This window comes from Pseudomonas wenzhouensis (assembly GCF_021029445.1).
Classification (GTDB): domain Bacteria; phylum Pseudomonadota; class Gammaproteobacteria; order Pseudomonadales; family Pseudomonadaceae; genus Aquipseudomonas; species Aquipseudomonas wenzhouensis.
Window position 1 is genome coordinate 639,504 of the sequence record NZ_CP072610.1, and the last position, 24,366, is coordinate 663,869.

The window sequence follows — 24,366 nt, forward strand, 5'->3', positions numbered from 1 at the left end:
AACAGGGGCGAGGGCGTGAGTTTACTGCGGTAAATGAACGCCCAAGACCCTTTTGCAACGACGCTGACCGACGCGCAGCTGATTGCAGGCGGGCTCTGAGCCTCCCCGGTCGTTTCTGGAAAAGATATGAAGATACTGATCGTTGGGCCGAGCTGGGTAGGCGACATGGTGATGGCGCAGACGCTGTTCCAGTGCCTGAAACAGCGCCACCCTGCGTGCGAGATCGACGTGCTGGCGCCGGACTGGAGTCGGCCGATCCTCGAGCGCATGCCCGAGGTGCGTGCCGCGCTGAGCCTGCCGCTGGGGCATGGCGTGCTCGATCTGGCCACGCGCCGGCGCATCGGCAAGTCACTGGCCGGCCAGTATGATCAGGCCATTCTGCTGCCCAACTCGCTCAAGTCCGCGCTGGTGCCCTGGTTCGCCGGCATCCCCAAGCGCACCGGCTGGAAAGGCGAGATGCGTTATGGCCTGCTTAACGATATCCGCACGCTGGACAAGGAACGCTACCCGCTGATGATCGAGCGTTTTATGGCGCTGGCGTACGATGGCGGGACGGAGCTTCCCAAGCCGTATCCGCAGCCGCGTTTGCAGATCGATGAATCGAGCCGTGACGCCGCTCTGAGCAAATTTGGCCTGCAGTTGGACAGTCCGGTGCTGGCGCTATGCCCCGGCGCTGAGTTCGGCGAGGCCAAGCGCTGGCCTGCCGAGCACTATGCCAAGGTCGCCGAAGTGAAAATCCGTGAGGGTTGGCAGGTCTGGCTGTTCGGCTCGAAGAACGACCATGCCGGTGGTGAAGACATCCGCTTGCGCCTGATTCCGGGCCTGCGCGAGGAGGTCAGCAACCTCTCCGGGCAAACCAGCCTGGCCGAGGCCATCGACCTGATGTCGGCCGCCACTGCGGTGGTGTCCAACGATTCCGGGCTGATGCACGTGGCAGCGGCGCTGAACCGCCCGCTGGTGGCGGTCTACGGTTCCACCTCGCCGGGTTTCACGCCGCCGCTGGCTGATCGTGTCGAGATCGTGCGTCTGGGGCTGGAGTGCAGCCCCTGCTTCGAGCGTACCTGCCGCTTCGGTCACTACAACTGCCTGCGCGAGCTCAAGCCACGCCCGGTGATCGAGGCGCTGGAGCGTCTGGTCGGTGATGCCCTGACCCTGGTCGAGGGCGACTGATTTGCGGGTGCTGATCATCAAGACCTCGTCGCTGGGCGACGTGGTGCATACCCTGCCAGCGCTGACTGATGCCGCACGCGCCATTCCCGGTATTCGCTTCGATTGGGTGGTGGAAGAAGGCTTTGCCGAGATTCCCGCCTGGCATCCGGCCGTTTCCCAGGTGATCCCGGTGGCCATTCGCCGCTGGCGCAAGCATCCGCTGCGCACCTGGCGTAGCGGCGAATGGGCACGCTTCAAGCGGCGTCTGCGGGAAACCCGCTATGACCTGGTGATCGATGCCCAGGGCCTGCTCAAGAGCGCCTGGCTGACGCGTTACGTCTCGGCACCGGTAGCGGGGCTGGATCGCGACTCGGCGCGTGAGCCGCTGGCCAGTCGCTTCTATGATCGCCGCTATGCGGTACCCAAGGATCAACATGCCCTGGAACGGGTGCGCCAGCTGTTCGCCAAGGCGCTCGGTTACACGCTGCCGTCCGGCACGGGTGACTACGGCCTCAACCGTACGGCGATGATGGATGCCCCGGCGCAGCCTTATCTGGTGTTCCTGCATGGCACCACCTGGACCAGCAAGCATTGGCCGGAAGCCGACTGGCGTGCGCTGGCTGAGCGCATGGACGAGCTGGGCTGGGCCGTGCGTCTGCCTTGGGGCAACGAGACGGAAAAGGCGCGTGCCGAGCGCATCGCTGCCGGCCTGACGCATGCCGCCGTGCTGCCGAAGCTGAATCTGGCCGGTGTGGCCAAGGTGATCGCCGGCGCCAGCGCTTGCGTCTCTGTCGACACCGGCCTTGGTCATCTGGCCGCCGCGCTGGATGTGCCCAATATCTCCCTCTACGGTCCAACCCTGCCCGGCAAGGTGGGCGCCTACGGCCGTAGCCAGATTCACCTGTGCGCCTGCGGCCCGAACGCCGGCAGCGGTGACCGTGACAAGCCCTGCTTCGATGGCCTCGGCGCCGAGCGCGTCGGCCTGGAACTGGAGGCGCTGCTGCTGGCGCCTCCCGGCACCCTTTAAGGAGCGGCTATGCAACTGGCCTTCGTTCTCTACAAGTACTTCCCGTTCGGCGGGCTGCAGCGCGATTTCATGCGCATCGCCCTGGAGTGCCAGGCGCGCGGCCATGCCATTCGCGTCTACACGCCGATCTGGGAAGGGGAAAATCCCGGCGGTTTCGATGTACGCGTGGCGCCGGTACGCGCGTTGTTCAACCATCGCCGCAACGAAAAATTCAGTGCCTGGTTGCAGGCTGACCTGAAGCGCGATCCGGTCGACCGGGTGATCGGTTTCAACAAGATGCCGGGGCTGGATGTTTATTACGCTGCCGATGGCTGCTTCGAGGACAAGGCGCAGACCTTGCGTAACCCGATCTATCGCCGCTGGGGCCGTTACAAGCACTTCGCCGATTACGAGCGTGCGGTGTTCGCGCCGGAATCGAAGACCGAGATTCTGATGATCTCCGAGGTGCAGCAACCGCTGTTCGTCAAGCACTACAAGACGCCGTTGCAGCGTTTCCACCTGCTGCCACCGGGTATCGCCCAGGATCGCCGCGCGCCGGCCAATGCTGGCGAGATTCGCGCCGAATTCCGCCGCGAGTTCAAGCTGGCCGACGATGACCTGCTGCTGGTGCAGATTGGCTCCGGCTTCAAGACCAAGGGTCTGGATCGCAGTCTCAAGGCGCTGGCCGCGTTGCCGCGCGAGCTGCGCAAGCGCACGCGGCTAATCGCCATCGGCCAGGACGATCCAAAGCCTTTCCTGCTGCAGGTCAAGGCGCTGGGGCTGTCCGATCAGGTGCAGATTCTCAAGGGACGCAGCGACATTCCGCGCTTTCTGCTGGGGGCCGATCTGTTGATCCATCCGGCCTACAACGAGAACACCGGCACCGTACTGCTTGAGGCGCTGGTGTCCGGCCTGCCGGTACTGGTCAGTGATGTCTGCGGCTACGCCCATTACATCGCTGATGCTGATTGCGGCCGGGTCGTGCCCAGCCCCTTCGAACAGGAGCAGCTCAACCGCACCCTGGCCGATATGCTGGCTGATCCCGAGCACCGCGCGTTCTGGGGGCGCAACGGCCTGGCCTATGCCGATAGCGCCGACCTGTATTCGATGCCGCAGAAGGCGGCCGACGTGATCCTCGCTTCGAGGTGCGCGTGAAGCTGATTCTCGCCGAGCCGTTCAAGCGCCTGTGGGCCGGCCGGGACGCTTTCGAAGCCGTCGAGGCGCTCGAAGGGCAGGTCTACCGTGAACTGGAAGGTCGTCGCACCCTGCGTACCGAGGTCGAAGGGCGTGGCTACTTCGTCAAGATCCATCGTGGCATCGGTTGGGGCGAAATCGTCAAGAACCTGCTCACCGCCAAGGCTCCAGTGCTGGGGGCTGCGCAGGAATGGCAAGCCATCCAGCGCCTGACTGAAGCCGGTGTGCCGACCATGACTGCCGTGGCTTACGGTGAGCGCGGCAGCAATCCTGCACGCCAGCACTCCTTTATCGTCACCGAAGAACTGGCGCCGACCGTCGACATGGAACAGCTCAGCCTGAACTGGGCACAGCAGCCGCCGAAGCCGGCGCTGAAGTGGGCATTGATTCGCGAAGTGGCGAAGATGACTGGTAGTATGCACCGCGCCGGGGTCAACCACCGTGACTGCTACATCTGCCATTTTCTGCTGCACAGTGACCGGCCGATCCAGGCCAGCGACCTGCGTTTATCACTGATCGACCTGCACCGCGCCCAGGTGCGTCGCTTCACGCCACGGCGCTGGCGTGACAAGGACCTGGCCGCGCTGTACTTCTCGGCGTTGGACATCGGCCTGACCCGTCGCGACAAGCTGCGTTTTCTGCGCACCTACTTCCAGCGTCCGCTACGTGAGGTGCTGCGTGAAGAGGCAAGCCTGCTGGCCTGGCTGGAGCGCAAGGCGGCGAAACTGTATGAGCGTAAGCAGCGTTATGGGGATGCGCTCTGATGGCTAGCTGGAACCTGGCCCCCGAATATCGTGCGCTCGCAGCAGACTTCGGATCTTTCGAGGCTGTTTTTGCTATCGAAGGGGAGCGCTTGACCAAGGATCCACTGTCGGAGGTCGTGCGCATCGAACGTGACGGTGTTCGCTATTACGTAAAGCGCTACTGGGGGGCGGGTAAAGGTCTGCGCCGTTATCTGGGGCGTCCGCGGGTCAAGGCCGAATGGCAGAACCTCAAATTGTTCGCCAAGTGGGGCATCCCTACCGCGCCTATTGTTGCGCATGGTCTTGAGCGCAAGGCAGGAGCGTTTGTGCGTGGCGCGCTGATCACGCGTGAACTGGAGAATACAGTCGATCTTGCTGAAGTCGCCAGTCGTCAGGATCTGCGCTTGGCTGATCGGACATGGGTTCAAATCATCAGTCGGCAGTTGGCCAAGTGCACACGGACGCTGCACGATCACCACTTCACCCACAATGATCTGAAGTGGCGCAATCTGCTGGTCAACGACAAGGCCGAACTGTACTTCATCGATTGCCCCACCGGCAGCTTCTGGTGGGGGCCCCTACTGCGTTACCGCATCGTCAAGGATCTGGCCTGCCTAGATAAGGTCGCCAAGTACCACCTGTCGCGCACGCAACGCCTGCGTTTCTACCTGCAATACCGCCAGCGCAGTCGGTTGAGTCGTGGTGACAAGCAGCGTGTCCGGCAAATCCTCAAGTTCTTCGAGGGACGTGAATGACGGATTTTATCGCGGCGCAGGATCGCGCCCTGCTCGAACGCCATGGGTTGGCAAGCTTCGATGCCTTGTGGGCACTGAAGCTGGAGGCGGTGGACGAGCCCAATACCGAGCGCGGTGGCTGGAGTACGGTCTATCGTCTTGAGCTGGATGAGCGTGCCTTCTATCTCAAGCGGCAGAGCAATCATCTGACACGCAGCCTGCTGCATCCGTCAGGTGAGCCGACCTTCGCTCGCGAATTTCGCAATATCTGTCGTTATGCCGAATTGAACATACCGGCGCTACAAGCCGCTTTTTTTGCCGAGCGTCGAGTGCCAGGCGAGCGGCGCGCCGTTCTGCTCACGCGCGCGCTCGATGGCTGGCAGGATCTGGAGCACTGGCTGATGGGCTGGAGCACGCTCGACAGTGCCGGTCGCACGGCCATTCTGCATGCCTGTGGCGAGCTGGCGCGGCGTCTGCATCAAGCAGGGCAGATGCATGGCTGCTTTTATCCCAAGCATATTTTCCTCCGTGAACAGGACGGCCGGGTCGACGCGCAGCTGATCGATCTGGAGAAAACCCGGCCGCTGCTGCTGGGACGGCGTGATCGGATCAAGGATCTCGAACCGCTGTTGCGTCGCGCCAGAATCTGGAACGAGGCTGAAGTGCGTGAACTGTTGGCGGCCTATCTTGGCGGGGCGGCGGATGTCGACGCCTGGTGGCGCCGGCTCGGTGCGCGCCAGCGTAACAAGGAGGCACGGTGATGAGCTTGCGCGAACTGAGTCAGGCTGGGCGCGCACCCGCGCTACCACTGACGCTGGATATCGCCGGCGAAACGCTGGTGCTCGAGCGCCTGCTGCGTGTGCTGCCTGGGCAGCGTTATGTTGCTGCTGCACGTTGGCAGGAGCGCCCGGTGCTGGCCAAATTGCTGGTGGGCAGCAAGGCGCAGCGGCATTTTCAGCGTGAGCTGGAGGGTGCCGAGCTTTTGGCCCGACAGGGGCTGGTTACGCCCGAACTGCTGGCGCAGGGTTTTATCGACGGGCAGGGCGGTTGGCTGCTGTTCGACTATCTGGAGGGCGCGCAGAGCCTCTGGGAGGCCTGGCGCCAGGCGGCTCGCGAGCCGTTGCTGAGCGATGCGCAACAGGCGATCCTGGCTGAGGCGCTGGGGGCGATTGGGCAGATGCATGCTCAGGGCCTGTGGCAGGCCGACCTGCATCTGGACAACCTGCTCCAGCATGAAGGCCGCCTGTATCTGATCGACGGCGGCGGCGTGCGCTGCGAGACGCCTGGGCAGCCACTGTCGCGCGCGCGTGTGCTGGAAAACCTCGGCGTGTTCTTCGCCCAGTTGCCGGCTGAGCTGGACGAGCATCTGGAAGAGTTGTTGATCCACTACCTGCTGGCCAATGGTGAGCATGCGCTGCCGCTGGAAATGCTCCAGGCCGAGATTGCCAAGGTGCGCCGTTGGCGCTTGCGCGACTACCTGAAGAAGGCGGCGCGTGATTGCAGTCTGTTTGCTGCGCGCATTGGCGCCTTCGGCCTGCGCGTGGTGCGCCGTGAGGCAGAGCCGGCGTTGCAACCGCTGCTGGCCGATCTGGACGCTCGCATCGATGCCGGGCATATCTACAAGACCGGTGGTGCCGCTACGGTGGCACGTGTTGAGCTGGACGGTCGGCTGCTGGTGGTCAAGCGTTACAATGTGAAGAGCTGGCTGCACTGGCTCAAGCGCTTCTGGCGCCCGAGTCGTGCCTGGCATAGCTGGATCGAAGGCAATCGCCTGCAACTGCTAGGGTTCACGACGCCGACGCCGCTTGCCGTGATCGAACGGCGCTGGTGCTGGTTACGCCGCCGCGCCTACCTGATTACCGACTATTGCGGCGGGCAGGATATAATCGCCCGTTTCGAGGCATACAAGCAGGCAACGCCCCCGGAAACCGAGCTGCTGGCGCTGGATCGACTGTTCGCCGCCCTGTTGCGCGAACGAATCAGCCACGGTGATTTCAAGGGTCATAACCTGTTCTGGGATGAAACGCAGGGCGCCTGGTCGCTGATCGACCTGGATGCCATGCGACAGCATCGCAGTACGCGCAGTTTCGCCCGGGCCTATGCCCGCGACCGCGCCCGTTTTCTGCGCAACTGGCCGGCGGATTCCGCCCTGTACCAGTTGCTCGATCAACGTTTACCGCAGGTGCCCGGCACCTGCCCGAATTAGAGGCTCAAACCTGTGGCACTGACCATTCTCGGCCTGTCCGGCGCCCTCAGTCACGATCCGTCCGCCGCGCTGTATATCGACGGCAAGCTGATCGCGGCGGTGGAAGAGGAGCGCTTCGTGCGTGACAAGCACGCGAAGAACCGCATGCCCTACGAGTCGGCCAAGTTCTGCCTGGAGCAAGCCGGCATCAAGCCCTCGGATGTCGACGTGGTCGCCATTCCCTTCGCCCCTATCAGCATCTTCGAGAAGGCCCGCTGGCAGTACGCCAAGCGCTACGCCTACGCGCCGGATCGTGCGCTCGATGCCATCCTGTTCGGCAACCGCCGCTACAAACGCTACAAGAAGCGCATCGAGTGGTGCCTGGTGCAGCTCGGTTTCGACCTGAAGAAGGTCAAGGTCGAGCCGGTCGAACACCACCTGGCGCACGCTTCCAGCGCCTACCACTGCTCGGGCTTCAAGGAGAAGACCGCGATCCTCGGTATCGACGGCAAGGGCGAGTACGCCACCACCTTCTTCGGCTACGGCGAGAACGGCAAGATCCACAAGATCAAGGAGTTCTACGATCCGGATTCGCTCGGCGGCCTGTACGGCGCGATCACCGAGTACCTGGGCTTCGAGATGCTCGATGGCGAGTTCAAGGTCATGGGCATGGCGCCCTATGGCGACGCCGCCAAGTACGATTTCTCGCGGCTGGCCAAGTTCGAGAACGGCGAGCTGATCATCAACACCGAGTACGCCAACGTCATCGGTTTCCGTCGCTACAAGGAAAACGGCAAGGGCTACTACTTCTCACCCAAGCTGATCGAATGGCTCGGCCCGAAGCGTGAGGGCGATATCGCCGACGACCCGTACATCCATTATGCGGCCAGCATGCAGGCGCTGTTCGAGAAGCTGGCGCTGCAGATGATGGAGTACTACCTGGGCGACATCCTCAAGGAAACCGGCAAGATCGCCTTCGCCGGTGGCTGCGCGTTGAACGTCAAACTGAACCAGAAGATCATCGCCCGCGATGATGTCAAGGAGCTGTTCGTCCAGCCGGCCTCTGGCGATGCCGGCACCGCTGTCGGCGCCGCCGCCTACGTTTCGCACCAGCGCGGCGTACCGGTGGAGAAGATGGAACACGTCTATCTCGGCCCCTCGTACAGCAACGAGGAAGTCGTCGCCGCCTGCGCCAAGCACCCGAACAAGCCGGTGTTCAAGCGCATCGACAATACCCCCGAGCGCATCGCCAAGATCATGGTCGACGGCAACCCGGTAGCCTGGTTCCAGGGCCGCATGGAGTTCGGCCCGCGCGCCCTCGGTGGCCGTTCCATCATCGGCTGCCCGAGCGTGCCGGGCGTGGCCGACCGCATCAACGAGCAGATCAAGTTCCGCGAGCGCTGGAGACCCTTCTGTCCGTCCATGCTCGACACCGTGGCGCCGAAGATGCTCAAGGTCGATCACCCGAGCCCGTTCATGACCTTCACCTTCGAGGTGAACGAGGAATGGAAGGAGCGCGTTGGCGAAGTCGTGCATGAAGACGGCACCTCGCGCGCCCAGGTGCTGGAGCGCCGCTTCAACCCGCGCTGGTATGACCTGATGCTGGAGCTGGAGAAGCTCACCGGTAACGGCGTATCGCTGAACACCTCGCTCAACCGTCGTGGCGAGCCGATGATCTGCTCGCCCACCGATGCGCTGAACATGTTCTACGGCTCCGACCTGCAGTACCTGATCATGGAAGACATTCTCGTGGTCAAGGATGGCAAGGATTGGTATGACCACGTCTGACCAGGCACATGGCGAGACCGAGCGTTGGGTGCTGCAGTTCTGCCATGGCTATGACGGTCCCTTTCTGGATTGTGCGCGGCAATACGCCGTGCTGTTCAAGGGCACGCCCTACAAGGTCTGCACGGTTTACCTGACGGGTAAACCGAGTACCGAGGTCGAGCGCGGCTCGGCCTCGGACGAGGTAATTTTCCTCGACTACTCCAGCGCTCAGGTGCGCGGCCTCAAGCTGGGGGCGATCCGCGATTTCCGGCGAATCGCTGCCTCACGCGACTTTGCCCTGTGCATCGCCCACCGCTTCAAACCGATCTATGTCGCCTTGCTCGGCAGCGACCTGCCGGTGATCGGCGTGCATCACGCCTTTGGCGACTTCAAGCGTCGTTCACGCCAGTTGTTCGCCAACTTCTTTCGCAAGCGCCTGGCGCTGCTTGGTGTGTCTAACGCCGTACGCGACGACATGCGCGCCTGCCTGCCTGGTTGGCCTGCCGAGCGTATTGAAACGCTGTACAACCGCATAGACGTCGAGGCCGTGCAGGCTGAACAAGTATCTCGTGAGGCTGCCCGTGAGCATCTTGGGCTGCCGCTAGATGCCTGGGTGGTCGGCAATGTCGGCCGTCTGCATCCGGACAAGGATCAGGCTACGCTGATTCGCGGTTTCGCCCAGGCACTGCCACAACTGCCTGCAGGTAGTCTGCTGGCGATCATGGGTAGCGGCCGGCTGGAGGCGCAGTTGAAGGCATTGGCAACTGAACTGGGCGTCAGCGATTCGGTACGCTTTCTCGGTCAGGTGCCCAATGGGCGACACTATTTCAAGGCGTTCGACGTGTTCGCGCTGACCTCCGATCATGAGCCGTTCGGCATGGTGTTGCTGGAGGCGATGGCAGCGGAGGTACCCGTTATCTGTAGTGATTGTGGCGGCGGCCGTGAGGTGGTGGACGGGAGTGGCTTGCTGGTTGCTTTTGCTCAACCCTCTGCATTGGCAACAGGCTTGCGTGAATGTGCCGAGGGTCTGATAGACACGCAGTCATCAGCTGATAGGTTGAGTCTGTGCTTTAGTGATCAGGCAGCACGTGAGCGCTTCTGGACGCTCGGTTGGTTGTCCCAATAATTTGCCGTGTTTTATTTGAATTCTGGGATCGTGACTGTGGCCCCTAGTATTTGTTTCATCATTCCGTATTTTGGGCGCTGGCCGTTCTGGATGCCTCTGTTTCTTGAAAGCTGCAGAACCAATCCAGATATAGACTGGTTGCTTTTTAGTGACTGTGGCGAGCCGGAGGGTCTGCCGGCCAACGTTCGCGTTGAGCCCGTGACGTACGCTGACTATTGCTCGTTGGTTTCGGATCGTCTCGGTATATCGTTCTCACCGGTTAATCCCTACAAGCTTTGCGACCTCAAACCCGCTCTTGGCTTTATTCATCAAGAGCAATTGCGGGGATACGATTTTTGGGCATTCGGTGACCTCGACTTGATTTACGGGCGTTTACGCCAGTACTTCACCGATGAGCGGCTTGCACGTTACGACCTCTATTCCACACATGCCCGGCGTGTGTCTGGGCATCTTTGCCTGATACGTAATACGGACGTGATGCGTCAGCTGTTCATGCGCATGCCGCACTGGCAGGAGCGTTTGGGGGATCAGGAGCATCATGCACTCGATGAAGGTGCATTCAGTCGTTTGTTCCTGTGGCGGAAGAATTTTCCAAAGCCGCTTTTCAATTTGGTAGGGCGGTTCAATCCATTGCGTCGGCGTAGTGAGTTCATCGAGGCATTCAGCACCCCTGATGGATGTATCCCTTGGATCGATGGCAGTTTTAATTTTCCTAGGTGCTGGCTCTGGCGTAACGGCAGCCTGACCAACGACCAGGATGGTGATCGACAGTTTCCTTATTTCCACTTCGCCATATGGAAGCGTGGTGCGTGGTCGGATAAATCGGCTCCCGCGCAGGAGTCGATGCAGATGCTGGCAGTTAAGCAGGCTTGGATGATCGACGAAGAGGGATTTTCGCAGTGGGAGTGAATATGGCGCGACGTATCAAAGTCTTGCAGTTGCATCCGGACTACAACATCAAGACGCACGATTTTGCCGATTTGGGAGAGCAGATTTTTCACGCCCTACCTTCGGAGCGTTTCGAGACGGTCAATGCGTTTCTACGTGGGCGGCCTACCGGTGATCAACCCGAGAGTCGAGCCGAGCGTTCGATCTATTTCGAGTTTTCCGACGCCCAACTCAAGGGTATGCGTATTCGCGCCATGTGGCAGCTATTCCGATACTGCCGAAATGAGCGCTTCGATGTGGTGATCTGCAATCGCTTCAAGCCTGTGAACATGATGCTGATGCTCAATCGCTGGTTGAAGATCCCTTTGTGTATCGGTATCGCTCATGGTTTTGGCGAATACGATCGAGCCTATCGTCGTCAGCAGACTGCTCGCTTGGTCAGCTCCGCTTGGCGTTTCGTGGGTGTTTCACCTGCGGTCAGACAATATCTCCTCGATTGCCGATGCGGCTTCACCGAGCGCAATACTGTCGCGATAACCAATGCCATTGATATTATGCAGGCTGAAGGCCTTCAGCTTTCGCGTGACGAGGCGCGTTCCCAGTTAGGGCTCGAGCCACATGTACGGCTTGTCGGAGCGTTGGGGCGACTGGTCCCGGTAAAGGGGCATATTCACCTGATCCGTGCTTTTGCGCAGATTGCAGGGGCGCATCCGAATGCGCAGTTGGCAATCATTGGCGCGGGACGCGAGCATGACCGCTTGCTACGGGAGGTAGAGCTTCTCGGTTTGCAAGGGCGTGTGCATCTGCTTGGTTTCCGCGAAAACGCCCTGCGCTATGTGCGCGCGTTCGATATATGGGCCATGCCTTCTTTGGCAGAGGGGCTAGGTTTAGCACTGCTCGAAGGAATGAGTGGGCGTCTACCGGTGATCGCGAGCGATGTCCCAGCCATGCTGCCATTGATCCAGGGTGCTGGTGGTATTGCTGTCGCACCGGCAGATGTCGAGGGGTTGAGCAGGGCCTTGGATGAGTACCTCTCTCTCAGTGATGAGCAGCTCCAGATGAAGGGGGAGCAGTCCTATCGTTATCTAAAGGAACAGCACGATATTGACGTGTTTCGCCAGCAGTACTTGGAGTTGATCGACTCTGCGTTGAGCGAGGTGACGCCATGACAGAACAGCTGCCATTGGTCACGGTCGTCATTGCCTCATATAACCATGCACACTATATCGAACAGTGCATCCTCAGTGTCGTGCAGCAGACATATCCGCATATCGAGCTGCTCGTAGTTGATGACGGCTCCACAGATGACAGTGTGGTGCGAATAGAGCAGTTGCAGCGTGAGCATGGATTCGAGTTGCGTGTTCAGCAGAATAAAGGCCTGACGCACACGCTCAACGAGGCGATTGCACGCGCCAAAGGCAGCTTGATTGCTCCGTTTGGTTCGGATGACATCATGGTGCCCGAGCGAATCGCCAAGCAGGTTGCCTACATGCAGGACAAGCCTGAGGTAGGAATCTGCGCCGGCAATATCGAATTGATCGATTCCGATGGCCAGCTGTTTCCCGAATCTCGTCAGCGACGGGATATCGCGTTCCGTCGACTGGATTTCGATGACGTGTTCATGGAGCGCAAACCTTATCCGCCAGCACCCACTCTGCTATTTCGCAAAGAGGCGCTGGAGCAGGTGGGTGGGTTCGACCCGCAGATTCGACTGGAGGATTTGCTCATCGAACTCAAGATCACCCATGCCGGCTACTACATCGATTGCCTTGGCGAGGTGCTAGCTCAATACCGCAAACACGACAGCAACTCGTCCAAGAATACGCCGTTCATGGTGGACAGCATTCTGCGCACCTATGCCTTGTTCAAGGATCACCCGCAGTACGAATTTGTCCGGACACGCTTTCTCAGTTCGATGTTCCTGAAGTGCTCCAACCGAGATCGTGATTACGCGAAGCAGTTGCTCAGGCAGATTCCGTTTCGTAGCTGGAACAAGAAGACCTGGCGTGGGTTGGGGCGTCTGCTTTTCTCGCCCTTGGAGAAAAATTGACCATGAGCTTCTGGGCAAGATTTAGAGAGCGTCGGGCCAAGCGAGCGATCCGTAAGTTGCCGAAGCTGTATCGCGGTCAGGCACGCTTCCTGCTGCGCTATCCCCACTATTCGATTGGTGTCGGCAGCTATGGTCTGCCAATCGTTCATGACTGGAACGAGGGAGCTACGCTGCGTATTGGCGCTTACACCTCTATCGCCGAGCAGGTCGAGATTTTTCTGGGTGGTCATCACCGCACAGAGTGGGTCACGACTTACCCGTTCCCCGCAATGATTGATGAGGCTGCGGAGATTCCCGGTTATGCATTCAGCCGTGGCGATGTTGTTATCGGCAACGACGTGTGGCTATGTACCGGCGCGGTGATTCTTTCTGGCGTCACTGTGGGGGATGGCGCGGTGGTCGCCGCTGGCGCTGTGGTCACCCGTGATGTTGCGCCTTACTCGATCGTAGCCGGTAACCCAGCACGACATATCCGTTGGCGTTTTTCTGAGTCGATCAGAGGGGCGCTTTTGGCTGCGAAATGGTGGGATTGGCCGGAAGGCGAGATCCGTCAGGTCAGTACGTTGCTTTGCAGCGAGCGGTTGGATGCGTTTATCGAGTACGTGGAACGGCGCACTAACGCTATGTCAAATCAGTCCGGCCTCAGCAAAAGCGCCTGAACGAAATGAGGGGCGTACTGGCCGTAGCCTTGGCTCAACGCGTCCCTGTACAACCCGAAAAGCCAGTGTTCATCCTTTTCGTAGCGACGCATGTGCTTCAGGTTGCGTTGACGCATGCTCAGGCTGAGCGGGCGGCGTCCCACTTTCATATCCGCTACATCGATGAGGCCTAATGCTTCATTTGGCAGCACGAGTACGTTGCCCAGGTGGATGGAACGGAAATAGACACCCTGCTCATGCAGGTGTCCGAGTAGTTGGCCAAATTGCGTAATCAATCTGCGCTGTTGTTCCGGCTGCGCTTCCTCGAGGGTCTTTCTCAGCGTATCGCCAGGCAATGGCACGTAATGCACGGCCGTGCCGTTTACTTTATCTTCTACGCGATAGGTTGCGATGATTTGCGGCGTGCTAAAGCCCAGACGTTGTAGGCGTCTGGCATTTTCGGAAAAGCGCATCGCGTAAGGCTTTAGTGTTGCGCTGGAGAATAACCGTCGCTTACGAAACAGTTTCAGGTAGCTGCCGTCCTGAAGGCGTAGAACCTTCGGGCCGAGACCATCCTGTTCCAAGACGGTCGAATCGTGCATCAGTACTTGTAGTTGATCGGCTGACAGACGTTGCATCAACGGTCTCGCTCTTTTTTGCGGCCGATATTCAAGGCTGCCACAAGGGCCAGTGGAATCCAGGTCAGGAACCAATGCTCCTTGGGGCGGGAAAGAATGCCACCGCCCTCGGCCAGGCCGGCGCCCAGCCCGTAAACGACCAGGGCGCCAGCGATAATGAAATACAGGTCACTGCGTTGCTGCCAGCAGGCCCAAAGTGCTGCTCCGTGCATAAACAGCCAGAAGAGGGCGCCAATGATCCCCGTGTAATAAAGCACGCCGAGGAAGAAGCTATGAGGCTCGCTGAATGTGTAGTTGGTTCCGGGGATGCTAATCGCAAGATGGGCATCGAAACCATGCCCGATCCAGGGCTGGAGGCGAATTTGCTCAAGTGCCAACTGCCAAATTTCCAAACGATAAGATGTGCCCCGGTTCAGCAAGCTCTCCGGGTAAATCAGCAGCAGGGCTAGTACACCACAGGCACCAAGGACGGCCAGCACAAGGGCGCGCTTATTCCAGCAGCAGATCATCAACCAGCCCGATGCGAGCGCTAGAGCGAGAATTGGAGTGCGTGAGCCGGTTGCAAGCAGGGTTAGCAACAGCACCGCGAGTGGTATGAGTGCCAGCTGGCTCTGCCTGCTGGAGGCTGTCATCCCCCAGCCAAGCCAGGCTATGCAGAACAAGCCGAATACATGCGAGCTGAGCAGAGGATTGTCCAGTGCGCCGCTACCGACCAGGCGAGCATCAGGTTCGTGATGTAGAGCAAAATCGATCAACGCATAAGCGGCTATCGGGATGATCACAAGTGAGGCCAGGCACACTACCTTCAGCAGTCGCGAGCAGTTGCGTTGCGCCATGAATGCGCAGGCCATGAAGAGCATGAGGATATACAGTGGCCTCTTGCTCAGCGACGCAACAGACTCGTCGGTGTCCGACCAGGATATGCTCAGCAGGGCCCACGCAGAGAAGGCAATGAATGCTAGCGTGATGGGGTCGCGAAGCGGCGAGACAAGTTGTTTGGGCTGCATCACCATTGCGATGAGTGCCGGCGCTGCAACCAGTGCATAGAAAAGCTTGTGATACTGACTGCGATCGTCCAGCCAAGTGAGGCCGGTCAGCAAGCAAAAGTAGCCGATCGGCAAAATCCATTCGCCAACGAAATCTGATGTAGTGCGCGGCCATGCGCGTAAGGCAAACGACATTGATCCTGCATCCTCTGATCCTGATTCGAGGCGCGATTCTACGGGATACCAGCGGATATTTCGCGCATCCATGGCGCAAGGGGGGCTGTGATAGTATTCGCCCTTGTTCTGGCTGCGGCATATTTCCATGACCGATACCTCTGCGGACCTTCAATCCAGCTCTAGTTTGAAGATCTATTTTCGCTTGTTACGTTACGTCAGACCTTACATCGGTTTGTTCCTGCTCAGCCTGGCAGGCTTTCTGATCTTCGCGTCCACCCAACCGATGCTGGGTTATATCCTCAAATATTTCGTCGACGGACTGTCCAATCCAGATGCCAGTCTTTTTGCGGGTGTGCCCTGGTTGCTGGAGCATGCGCCATGGCTAGCGCACCTGAAGCTGCTGCAGGCCGTACCACTGCTGATCGTGTTGATTGCGTTGTGGCAGGGTATTGGTTCGTTCCTCGGCAATTACTACCTGGCCAAGGTATCGATGGGGTTGGTTCAGGATCTGCGCGTAGAGCTATTCAATAATCTGCTAACCCTGCCCAATCGTTATTTCGACAACCATAATTCCGGTCATCTGATCTCGCGCATTACCTACAACGTGACCATGGTCACCGGTGCGGCTACCGATGCGATCAAGGTTGTCGTGCGTGAAGGTATGACGGTGATCTTCCTGTTCGCCACCCTATTGTGGATGAACTGGAAACTGACGCTGGTGATGGTGGCGATCCTGCCTGTCATCGGTCTGATGGTGACCAGCACCAGCAAGAAATTTCGCAAGCAGAGCAAGAAGATCCAGACCAGCATGGGTGATGTCACCCACGTCACCTCCGAGAGCATCCAGGGCTACCGCGTGGTGCGCAGTTTTGGTGGTGAGGATTACGAGAAACAGCGCTTTCTCGGGGCCAGCGAGGAGAACAAGCTCAAGCAACTGAAGATGGTCAAGACTAACGCGGTCTATACGCCTTCACTGCAACTGGTGATCTACAGTGCCATGGCCGTGCTGATGTTTCTTGTCCTGTGGCTTCGCGGTGATGCCTCGGCGGGTGATCTGGTGGCCTATATCACTCTGGCGGGTCTATTGCCCAAGCCGATTCGTCAACTGTCCGAGGTCAGCTCGACCATCCAGAAAGGTGTGGCGGGTGCCGAGAGCATTTTCGAGCAGCTCGACGAGGAGCCGGAAGTCGACTGCGGCACTCAGGAACGCGAGCGCATCAACGGCCGACTGGAAGTGAAGGATCTGAGCTTCAGCTACCCCGGTTCGAAAAAGCCCGTGCTGAACAACATTTCCTTCGTCGCCGAGCCAGGGCAGATGGTGGCACTGGTCGGGCGTTCCGGTAGCGGCAAGTCGACCCTGGCCAACCTGATTCCGCGTTTCTATCACCACGAGCAGGGCAGCATCCTGCTCGATGGTGTCGATGTCGAGGATTACACCCTGCGCAATTTGCGTCGCCACATTGCTCTGGTGACTCAGCACGTCACCCTGTTCAATGACTCGGTGCGCAACAATATCGCCTATGGCGATCTGGCCGGCGCGCCGCTCGAAGCTGTGCAGCAGGCGGCCGCCGATGCTTATGCCGCCGAGTTCATCGAGAAGATGCCGCAGGGTTATGACACCCTGGTCGGCGAGAACGGCGTGTTGCTATCCGGCGGGCAGCGTCAGCGCCTGGCCATTGCCCGTGCGCTGCTCAAGGATGCGCCGCTGTTGATTCTCGACGAGGCCACCTCGGCCCTGGATACCGAGTCCGAGCGGCATATCCAGGCGGCGCTGGATCAGGTGATGCAGGGTCGTACCACGCTGGTGATCGCGCACCGCCTGACTACCATCGAGAAGGCCGATCTGATTCTGGTGATGGATCAGGGGCAGATCGTCGAGCGCGGTACGCATGCCGAGTTGCTGGCACAGAATGGCTACTACGCCAGACTGCATGCCAAGCAGTTCGAGGACGGCGACGAGTCCGTCGTAGCTGAGCTGAACACCTGATGCTGAATCGTCTGCAATTCTGGCGTGAGCGTGGCTGGGCGCCAATCAATGCGGCTGACTACGCCGAGGCCTGGGCGCGCTTCGGTGGCAGCGTTGCCACTCACCCCGAGGTGGTGGCACGGTTGGCCGATCTGGCCGGTATCCCGGTGCGTTATCTGGGATGGCAGTCAGGTGGTGAGCTAAAAGCTGCTATCCCGACCTGGGGGCGGCACCTGGCCTTGTCCAAGGACGTGCTCAAACAGCAGGGCAAGCGTGGCCTGTTCGACCTGGGCAATGCCGAGATCATCCTGCCGCTGGCTGCCGATGCGCATGTGCCGTTGCGTCATCGGGTGCGCTACCTGTCCGAGCTCAATGCCGCTCAACTTACCGGCATCAGCGAGCAGCCCGAAGGGCTGGCATTGGCCCGCGAGCCGGAGCAGTACAGCAAGAAGTTCCGCTACAACCAGCGCCGTGAACAGCGTTTGCTGGAGGAGGCGGGCGGGGTGATCCGGCCGATGCTGGAGCTGACGCCGGAGGAACAGGCGCGCATCTACGCCGATCTGTTTCAGCGCCGCTGGGGCTTCGCGGCCACCGGCAAGGATCATCTGGGCGAAGTGTTCGGCTTGCTGCGCGAGTTCATGACCGGCGCGCTGATCTATCTCAACGACGAGCCGGTGGCGATCCAGGTGCTCTATCGCGTCGAGGCGCCGCAATGGGTCAGCCTGGAATACATCAACGGTGGGGTCGACCCGCAGCAGCGCGAGTTCAGCCCCGGCAGCGTGCTCAGCTTCGTCAATACGCAGAGTGAATGGGAGCATGCGCGAGCGCTGGGCAAGCCGTTGCGCTACTCCTTCGGCCGCGCCGACCGCGAATACAAGGATCGCTGGTGCAACCGGGTGCCGGTCTATCAGGTGTGAGGCGATGAACGGACGCAAGCAACAACTGCTCAGGCGCCACCGGCGCAACAAACGTATCGGCTTGTCAGTGGCGCTGCTGGCCCTGCTGGTACTGGGTGTGTGCGTTGCCTGGTGGCTGCCGCCTCTGCTGCTGGTGCTGGGTTGGGTGGCACACGAGGCCTGGTTTGCCGATCACCTGTTCTATTCGCCGCGCGACGACTATCGCTATGACTTTCCCGATGACTGTCTGAGTGTGCCGGCGCGCATCGAGCAAGGCATCCTGTATGTCGAGGAGGGGCTGGAGGGCCGTGACACGCAGATCCTCGAGCTGCGTCTGACGGCAACATGGCTCGGGCGCTGGCTCGACCCGCATGTTCTGCTCGGCGATGACCGTCAGGATTTCGAGCGCGGCGTTGTCGGGCGTCGTTACCTCAATTTATCCGGGCAGCAGGCGAACGGGCTAAGCATCGTTCCACGGTTTTGCCGAATAGATGGCGAGCTGCGCCTGCACGCCATGCGTAATCCGGACTTCAGTAAACAGCGCATGCTGATCATCGCGCCGCATGCCGACGATGCCGAGTTGGCGGCTTTTGGTCAGTACAGCCGCTCGTCCGACACGGCAATCGTCACCCTGACTCAGGGTGAGATCGAGGCCGAAAACTATCAGCGCCTCGGCCTGGACAAGGCTGCCGCCGCTCGCCTGAAGGGGCGGCTGCGCGCCTGGGACAGCCTGGCCGCGCCGCTCTGGGGAGGGGTCACTCAAGCGCGTTGTGTGCAGCTCGGTTACTACTGCCTGCAACTGCCGGCCATGGCCGAGCAACCGCAAACGCCGTTTGGCTCGCGGGAGTCGGGCGAGAGCGATATTCGCAGCGTGCGCTGTCACAACCCGCTGACGCTGCCGGCGGACGCCGATGGCCAGCCGACCTGGAACAACCTGATCGCCGATCTGGTCGCCGTGATCGAGCATTACCGCCCCGAAGTGCTGCTGACGCCGCACCCGGAACTCGATCCACATCACGACCATGTCGCCAGCACCCGTGCCGTGCTCGAAGCCTGCGATTGCAGCGGCTGGAAGCCGCAAACCCTGTTGCTCTACGCCAACCATCTACACGACAACGACCGTTGGCCCATGGGCCCGGCCGGTAATGGCATTGCCCTGCCGCCGGCGCTGACGGCGCTGCCGGCTGATCGCTTGTGGAGCCCGACGCTGGATGCCGAGCAGCAACTGGACAAGGCCATGGCGCTCGGCCTGCAGCATGATCTGCAAGGCCCACTGCCGCTGAAAAGGCGCCTGCGCCGCTTGATTCAGCAACTGCTGGCTGGGCGTCGCTGGCCGGCCACGGGCGAAGACGAGTTCTTCCGCAAGGCCGTGCGTCGCCACGAACTGTTCTGGGTCCGTCAGCGTTAAGCGGTACGCCGATTGGCTCATGCTATGATTTTTCCCGTTTTTCTCCCCTTCTGGAGCCACCATGAAACTGACCATGCCCCGCTATGACCAAGCCGCCGTTCTGGTGGTGGGCGACGTGATGCTCGATCGCTACTGGCATGGCGGCACCTCGCGGATTTCCCCGGAGGCGCCGGTGCCGGTGGTGCGTGTCGATCAGATCGAGGATCGTCCCGGTGGCGCTGCCAACGTGGCGTTGAACATCGCCGCGCTCGGCGCGCGCGCCCTGCTGGTCGGTGTGACCGGCGAAGACGAAGCCGCCGACAGCCTCAGCGACAGCCTGCGTGGTGCGGGCGTGGAAACCCATTTCCAGCGCCTCGACGACCAGCCCACCATCGTCAAGCTGCGGGTGATGAGCCGTCACCAGCAATTGCTGCGCATGGACTTCGAGGAGCCCTTCAACACTGACAGCGCCGCCCTGGCGCGTGACGTCGATGCACTGCTCGCCGGGGTCAAGGTGCTGGTTCTGTCGGACTATGGCAAGGGGGCACTGCAGAATCATCAGGCGCTGATCCAGGCCGCGCGCAAGAAGAACATTCCGGTGCTGGCCGACCCCAAGGGCAAGGACTTTTCCATCTACCGTGGCGCCAGCCTGATCACCCCCAATCTGCATGAATTCGAGCTGATCGTCGGTGGCTGCGCCGACGAAGCCGAGCTGGTCAGCAAGGGTGCCAAGTTGATGAGCGACCTGGAACTGGGTGCGCTGCTGGTGACCCGTGGTGAGCACGGTATGACCTTGCTGCGCCCGCAGTATGCGCCATTGCATCTGCCGGCCCGTGCTCGGGAAGTGTTCGACGTCACCGGTGCCGGTGACACGGTTATTTCTACCCTGGCGGCCTCCATCGCCGCTGGCGAGGAGTTGCCGCTGGCGGTGGCCCTGGCCAATCTGGCCGCTGGCATCGTCGTCGGCAAGCTCGGCACGGCCGCCATCAGCGCGCCAGAGCTGCGCCGCGCCGTGCAGCGCGAGGAAGGTTCCGAACGTGGCGTGTTGAGCCTCGATCAACTGCTGATCGCCATCGAGGATGCCCGTGCCCATGGCGAGAAGATCGTCTTCACCAATGGCTGCTTCGATATTTTGCATGCCGGCCACGTGACCTATCTGGAACAGGCCCGCGCGCAGGGCGACCGCCTGATCGTGGCGGTCAATGACGATGCCTCGGTCAGTCGCCTGAAAGGCCCGGGGCGACCGATCAATGCCGTCGATCGCCGTATGGCCGTGTTGGCCGGCCTCGGCGCGGTGGACTGGGTGGTGAGCTTCAGCGAGGACACGCCCGAGCGTCTGCTCAAGCAGGTGCAGCCGGATGTGCTGGTCAAGGGGGGCGATTACGGCGTTGACCAGGTCGTCGGCGCCGATATCGTCCAGGCCTATGGCGGCGAAGTACGCGTGCTTGGGCTGGTGGAGAACAGCTCCACCACCGCCATCGTCGAGAAGATCCGCAGCAAGTAACGCATTGCCTATGGCATCGCCCGTCGGCTCTGGTGTGCGCAGTGTCTGTCAGTTGGCAGCAGAGAATCGTTCGGGCGCACACTGCAAACGCCTGCATGCCCATGCAGATGGGCATCCACAGCCCACACCCCCATCCAGGCTCCCGCTTTGCGGGAGTGGCGTTGAATGGATGGAGGATATCCCTAGAAACGGAAGACTTCGGTATCGATCTTGATCGGTTCTGCCACCGGAATCTTCGGCCCGGCTGTGTCAGGTTCCTGCGGTTTGGCTTTGGCCACCGGCGCCTTCTTGCGCGGCGCTTCGGGTGCCGGATCGGCGGCGGCGATGGGTTGAATGGCCACTGCCAACTCAGCGGCCAGGCGTTGCAGCAGCAGACTCTGAGCCTTGACCTGTTCAGCCAGGGCGCCGCCGTGTGCTTCTTCCAGGCGGATCAGGCGGCTGTCGCGCAGTTGTCCACGGCGGTCGAGCAGGCGCCATTGCGCTTCGAGCACTGCAGGTTGAGTCGGGCCGGAGTCCAGGCGGGTGATGGTCAGCATGACCTGCGCATCGGCACTGAAACCCGGTGCGGCCGGCGCCAGCGCCAGTCGCTGACTATCCAGACGCCAGGCCAGTTGGCGCAACATCTGCTGGTCGATGTCGTTGGCCAGGCCGCTGGCCCAGCGAGCGTCTTGCGCGGCGACCAGGCTGCCATCGGCCTGGCGTTGCAGCAGATTTTGCTGGCGCAGGTAATCAGCCACGCTGATGGGGCCAATCAGCACGGTGACGCCATTTTCACGGGTCGGCGTCAGCGCTTCGCCGCTATCGAGTTGGTAAAGCGGCACCGGTTTCTGCTGCAGCAGGCTGCAACCGCTCAGCACGAGCAGCGTGGTCAGAAACAGAGCCACAGGGCGTACTACAGTCATCATTCATTCCAGGCAGCCGCTTCTGGGGCAGCTGCTATCGATCCCATATCATGCTGTGGGGTCATCTGCACATGACCCGGGGCGCGTATCATCCGTCAAACCGCGCGATGACTCCAGCCCTGGCTGCTGGCTGGTCGCGCGGTTATCGTGGCAGAACGATGGCGGATGCCGGGGTTATTCCACCAGCAACTGGTCGACGCGCTGAAAACCGCGCGGCAGCTTGTTGCCACGCCGGCCGCGCTCGCCCTTGTAGTGTTCCAGGTCATCGGCCTTGAGGGTCAGGGTGCGCTTGCCAGCCTGCAACACCAGGCTGGAGCCACTCGGTACGATGGCCAGGTCGGTCAGGTACTCCTCGCGACTGGCCACGCGCTCACCGGGGATGCCGATGATCTTGTTGCCCTTGCCTTTGCCCAGTTGCGGCAGGTCGCGCACCGGGAACAGCAGCAGACGCCCCTCGGTGGTGACGGCGGCCAGCCAATCGTCTTCGAGATTGCTCAGTGGCTTGGGCGTTACCACGCAAGCGCCGTTGGGCAGGCTCAGCAGGGCCTTGCCCGCCTTGTTCTTGGCCTGCAGGTCTTCGCCCTTGACCACGAAGCCGTAGCCGGCATCGGAGGCGATCACGTACAGCGCGCTGTCTTCGGGCAGCATCACGCACTCGAAGGTCGCCCCTGGCGGTGGGGTCAGGCGGCCGGTGAGTGGCTCGCCCTGGCCACGCGCCGACGGCAGGCTGTGAGCCGCGAGCGAATAACTGCGGCCTGTCGAGTCGATAAATACCGCGTATTGGTTGGATCGGCCCGGCGCGGCGGCCTTGAAACCGTCGCCGGCTTTATAGGAAAGCCCCGTTGCGTCGATATCGTGGCCCTTGGCGCAGCGCACCCAGCCTTTTTCCGAGAGCACCACGGTGACCGGCTCGGTCGGCATCAGCTCGGTTTCCGAGAGGGCCTTGGCTTCGGCGCGGGCAACGATCGGCGAGCGGCGGTCGTCGCCGTACTTCTCGGCATCCTCGAGAATTTCCTTGCGCACCAGCTTCTTCAGCTTGGCTTCGCTGCCGAGCAGGGCCAGCAGCTTGTCGCGCTCCTTGGCCAGCTCGTCCTGCTCGCCACGGATCTTCATTTCTTCCAGGCGCGCCAGTTGGCGCAGGCGGGTGTCGAGAATGTAGTCGGCCTGCACGTCGGTCAGGCCAAAACGCTCCATCAGCACCGGCTTGGGCGAATCCTCGCTGCGGATGATGCGAATCACCTCGTCGAGGTTGAGGAATGCAATCAGCAAGCCTTCCAACAGGTGCAGGCGACGCTCCACCTTGTCCAGGCGGAACTGCAAGCGGCGGCGCACGGTGCCGACGCGGTACACCAGCCATTCGCTGAGCAGGGTGCGCAGGTCCTTGACCGACGGCTTGCCGTCGAGGCCGATGACGTTGGTGTTGACCCGGTAACTGGACTCCAGATCGGTGGTGGCAAACAGGTGGGTCATCAGCTCATCGGCATCGACGCGGTTGGAGCGGGGGATGATGACGATGCGGCAGGGGTTCTCGTGATCCGACTCGTCACGCAGATCAGCGACCATCGGCAGCTTCTTGGCCTGCATCTGCGCGGCGATCTGCTCCAGCACCTTGGCCCCGGAGACCTGATGCGGCAGGGCAGTGACGACGATATCGCCATCCTCGACGCGATACACCGCGCGCATACGCACCGAGCCGCGGCCGGTCTCGTAGATCTTCAGCAGGTCGGCCTTGGGCGTGATGACCTCGGCTTCGGTGGGGAAGTCCGGGCCCTGAATATGCTCGCACAGCTGCTCGACCGTGGCGTTCGGCTCATCGAGCAGGCGTACGCAGGCCGCCGCGATTTCCCGCAGGTTGTGCGGCGGCACGTCGGTGGCCATGCCCACGGCGATGCCGGTGGTGCCATTCAACAAGAGGTTGGGCAGCCGCGCCGGCAGCGTCGCCGGCTCGTTCAGGGTGCCGTCGAAGTTCGGCACCCAGTCGACCGTACCCTGACCGAGTTCGGCTAGCAGCACTTCCGAATAACGCGACAGGCGCGCTTCGGTGTAGCGCATGGCGGCGAAGGATTTGGGGTCATCCGGCGCCCCCCAGTTGCCCTGGCCGTCGACCAGGGTGTAGCGGTAGCTGAACGGCTGCGCCATCAGCACCATGGCTTCGTAGCAGGCGCTGTCGCCGTGCGGGTGGAACTTGCCGAGCACGTCACCGACGGTGCGCGCCGATTTCTTGTGCTTGGCGTCGGCATCCAGGCCCAGTTCGCTCATGGCGTAGATGATACGGCGCTGCACGGGCTTGAGGCCGTCGCCGATATGCGGCAGGGCGCGGTCCATGATCACGTACATGGAGTAATTGAGATAAGCCTGCTCGGTGAAATCGGCGAGTGACCGGCGTTCAACGCCTTCCAGGCTCAAGTCGAGGGATTCGCTCATGCGGGC

Annotated in this window: 21 protein-coding genes; 17 read left to right on the forward strand and 4 right to left on the reverse strand. The window is 61.1% G+C overall.

Going from position 1 to position 24,366, the window contains the following annotated elements; genetic code table 11:
* Positions 1–126: 126 nt before the first annotated feature.
* From waaF to J7655_RS02990, 13 genes are read left to right on the forward strand one after another with little or no spacing between them, the layout of a single operon-like run.
* Positions 127–1,170 (forward strand): lipopolysaccharide heptosyltransferase II, encoded by a 1,044-nt coding sequence (waaF, locus tag J7655_RS02930; RefSeq protein WP_230926493.1) that lies wholly within the window; start codon positions 127–129, stop codon positions 1,168–1,170.
* Between the two features lies 1 nt (position 1,171).
* Complete coding sequence (gene waaC / locus J7655_RS02935; RefSeq protein WP_230926494.1) at positions 1,172–2,176, forward strand: lipopolysaccharide heptosyltransferase I; 1,005 nt, start codon at positions 1,172–1,174, stop codon at positions 2,174–2,176.
* Between the two features lie 9 nt (positions 2,177–2,185).
* The gene (locus J7655_RS02940) at positions 2,186–3,310 is read left to right on the forward strand and encodes a glycosyltransferase family 4 protein (RefSeq protein WP_230926495.1); all 1,125 of its coding nucleotides are present in this window, start codon (positions 2,186–2,188) and stop codon (positions 3,308–3,310) included.
* Positions 3,307–4,113 (forward strand): lipopolysaccharide core heptose(I) kinase RfaP, encoded by an 807-nt coding sequence (gene rfaP / locus J7655_RS02945; protein WP_230926496.1) that lies wholly within the window; start codon positions 3,307–3,309, stop codon positions 4,111–4,113. The genes J7655_RS02940 and rfaP overlap by 4 nt, the downstream gene beginning before the upstream one ends.
* Positions 4,113–4,847, forward strand: a complete 735-nt coding sequence (locus J7655_RS02950) for a lipopolysaccharide kinase InaA family protein (protein WP_230926497.1) — start codon at positions 4,113–4,115, stop codon at positions 4,845–4,847. Before rfaP ends, J7655_RS02950 begins: the two co-directional genes overlap by 1 nt.
* A complete protein-coding gene (locus J7655_RS02955) occupies positions 4,844–5,587 on the forward strand; it encodes a lipopolysaccharide kinase InaA family protein (RefSeq protein WP_230926498.1) in 744 nt (247 codons plus the stop codon). The genes J7655_RS02950 and J7655_RS02955 overlap by 4 nt, the downstream gene beginning before the upstream one ends.
* Positions 5,587–7,032, forward strand: coding sequence for a lipopolysaccharide kinase InaA family protein (locus J7655_RS02960; RefSeq protein WP_230926499.1), 1,446 nt, complete (start codon positions 5,587–5,589; stop codon positions 7,030–7,032). The genes J7655_RS02955 and J7655_RS02960 overlap by 1 nt, the downstream gene beginning before the upstream one ends.
* A gap of 12 nt (positions 7,033–7,044) precedes the next feature.
* Entirely contained in the window at positions 7,045–8,799 is a 1,755-nt protein-coding gene (locus J7655_RS02965) for a carbamoyltransferase family protein (RefSeq protein ID WP_230926500.1), read from the forward strand.
* Positions 8,786–9,904, forward strand: coding sequence for a glycosyltransferase (locus J7655_RS02970; RefSeq protein ID WP_230926501.1), 1,119 nt, complete (start codon positions 8,786–8,788; stop codon positions 9,902–9,904). The genes J7655_RS02965 and J7655_RS02970 overlap by 14 nt, the downstream gene beginning before the upstream one ends.
* A gap of 27 nt (positions 9,905–9,931) precedes the next feature.
* Entirely contained in the window at positions 9,932–10,813 is an 882-nt protein-coding gene (locus tag J7655_RS02975; protein ID WP_230927656.1) for a DUF6625 family protein, read from the forward strand.
* 2 nt (positions 10,814–10,815) lie between these two features.
* Entirely contained in the window at positions 10,816–11,961 is a 1,146-nt protein-coding gene (locus J7655_RS02980) for a glycosyltransferase family 4 protein (RefSeq protein WP_230926502.1), read from the forward strand.
* Positions 11,958–12,842, forward strand: a complete 885-nt coding sequence (locus J7655_RS02985) for a glycosyltransferase (protein ID WP_230926503.1) — start codon at positions 11,958–11,960, stop codon at positions 12,840–12,842. The genes J7655_RS02980 and J7655_RS02985 overlap by 4 nt, the downstream gene beginning before the upstream one ends.
* Positions 12,843–12,844: 2 nt before the next feature.
* Positions 12,845–13,501: a CatB-related O-acetyltransferase gene (locus tag J7655_RS02990; protein ID WP_230926504.1), complete on the forward strand. Its 657-nt coding sequence runs from the start codon at positions 12,845–12,847 to the stop codon at positions 13,499–13,501.
* Here J7655_RS02990 and J7655_RS02995 read toward each other — a convergent pair.
* Together J7655_RS02995 and J7655_RS03000 are read right to left on the reverse strand one after the other, a co-directional pair.
* The gene (locus J7655_RS02995) at positions 13,474–14,118 is read right to left on the reverse strand and encodes a lipopolysaccharide kinase InaA family protein (RefSeq protein ID WP_230926505.1); all 645 of its coding nucleotides are present in this window, start codon (positions 14,116–14,118) and stop codon (positions 13,474–13,476) included. The genes J7655_RS02990 and J7655_RS02995 overlap by 28 nt on opposite strands.
* Positions 14,118–15,428 carry an O-antigen ligase family protein gene (locus J7655_RS03000; protein ID WP_230926506.1) on the reverse strand — a complete coding sequence of 437 codons (1,311 nt, stop codon included), beginning with the start codon at positions 15,426–15,428 and terminating at the stop codon, positions 14,118–14,120. The genes J7655_RS02995 and J7655_RS03000 overlap by 1 nt, the downstream gene beginning before the upstream one ends.
* Here J7655_RS03000 and msbA point away from each other — a divergent pair.
* The 4 genes from msbA to hldE all read left to right on the forward strand — a co-directional run bounded on the left by msbA (position 15,427) and on the right by hldE (position 21,034).
* On the forward strand, positions 15,427–17,268 hold the full coding sequence (gene msbA, locus J7655_RS03005; protein ID WP_230926507.1) for a lipid A export permease/ATP-binding protein MsbA: 1,842 nt from the start codon (positions 15,427–15,429) through the stop codon (positions 17,266–17,268). The genes J7655_RS03000 and msbA overlap by 2 nt on opposite strands.
* Positions 17,268–18,164, forward strand: coding sequence for a GNAT family N-acetyltransferase (locus J7655_RS03010; RefSeq protein WP_230926508.1), 897 nt, complete (start codon positions 17,268–17,270; stop codon positions 18,162–18,164). Before msbA ends, J7655_RS03010 begins: the two co-directional genes overlap by 1 nt.
* Positions 18,165–18,168: 4 nt before the next feature.
* The gene (locus J7655_RS03015; protein ID WP_230926509.1) at positions 18,169–19,551 is read left to right on the forward strand and encodes a PIG-L deacetylase family protein; all 1,383 of its coding nucleotides are present in this window, start codon (positions 18,169–18,171) and stop codon (positions 19,549–19,551) included.
* A 61-nt stretch (positions 19,552–19,612) separates the two neighbouring features.
* A complete protein-coding gene (gene hldE, locus J7655_RS03020) occupies positions 19,613–21,034 on the forward strand; it encodes a bifunctional D-glycero-beta-D-manno-heptose-7-phosphate kinase/D-glycero-beta-D-manno-heptose 1-phosphate adenylyltransferase HldE (protein WP_230926510.1) in 1,422 nt (473 codons plus the stop codon).
* A 182-nt stretch (positions 21,035–21,216) separates the two neighbouring features.
* Here hldE and J7655_RS03025 read toward each other — a convergent pair whose 3' ends face one another.
* Together J7655_RS03025 and parC are read right to left on the reverse strand one after the other, a co-directional pair.
* Positions 21,217–21,936 carry a PqiC family protein gene (locus J7655_RS03025; protein ID WP_230926511.1) on the reverse strand — a complete coding sequence of 240 codons (720 nt, stop codon included), beginning with the start codon at positions 21,934–21,936 and terminating at the stop codon, positions 21,217–21,219.
* Between the two features lie 174 nt (positions 21,937–22,110).
* Positions 22,111–24,360: a DNA topoisomerase IV subunit A gene (gene parC, locus J7655_RS03030; RefSeq protein ID WP_230926512.1), complete on the reverse strand. Its 2,250-nt coding sequence runs from the start codon at positions 24,358–24,360 to the stop codon at positions 22,111–22,113.
* Positions 24,361–24,366: the final 6 nt, after the last annotated feature.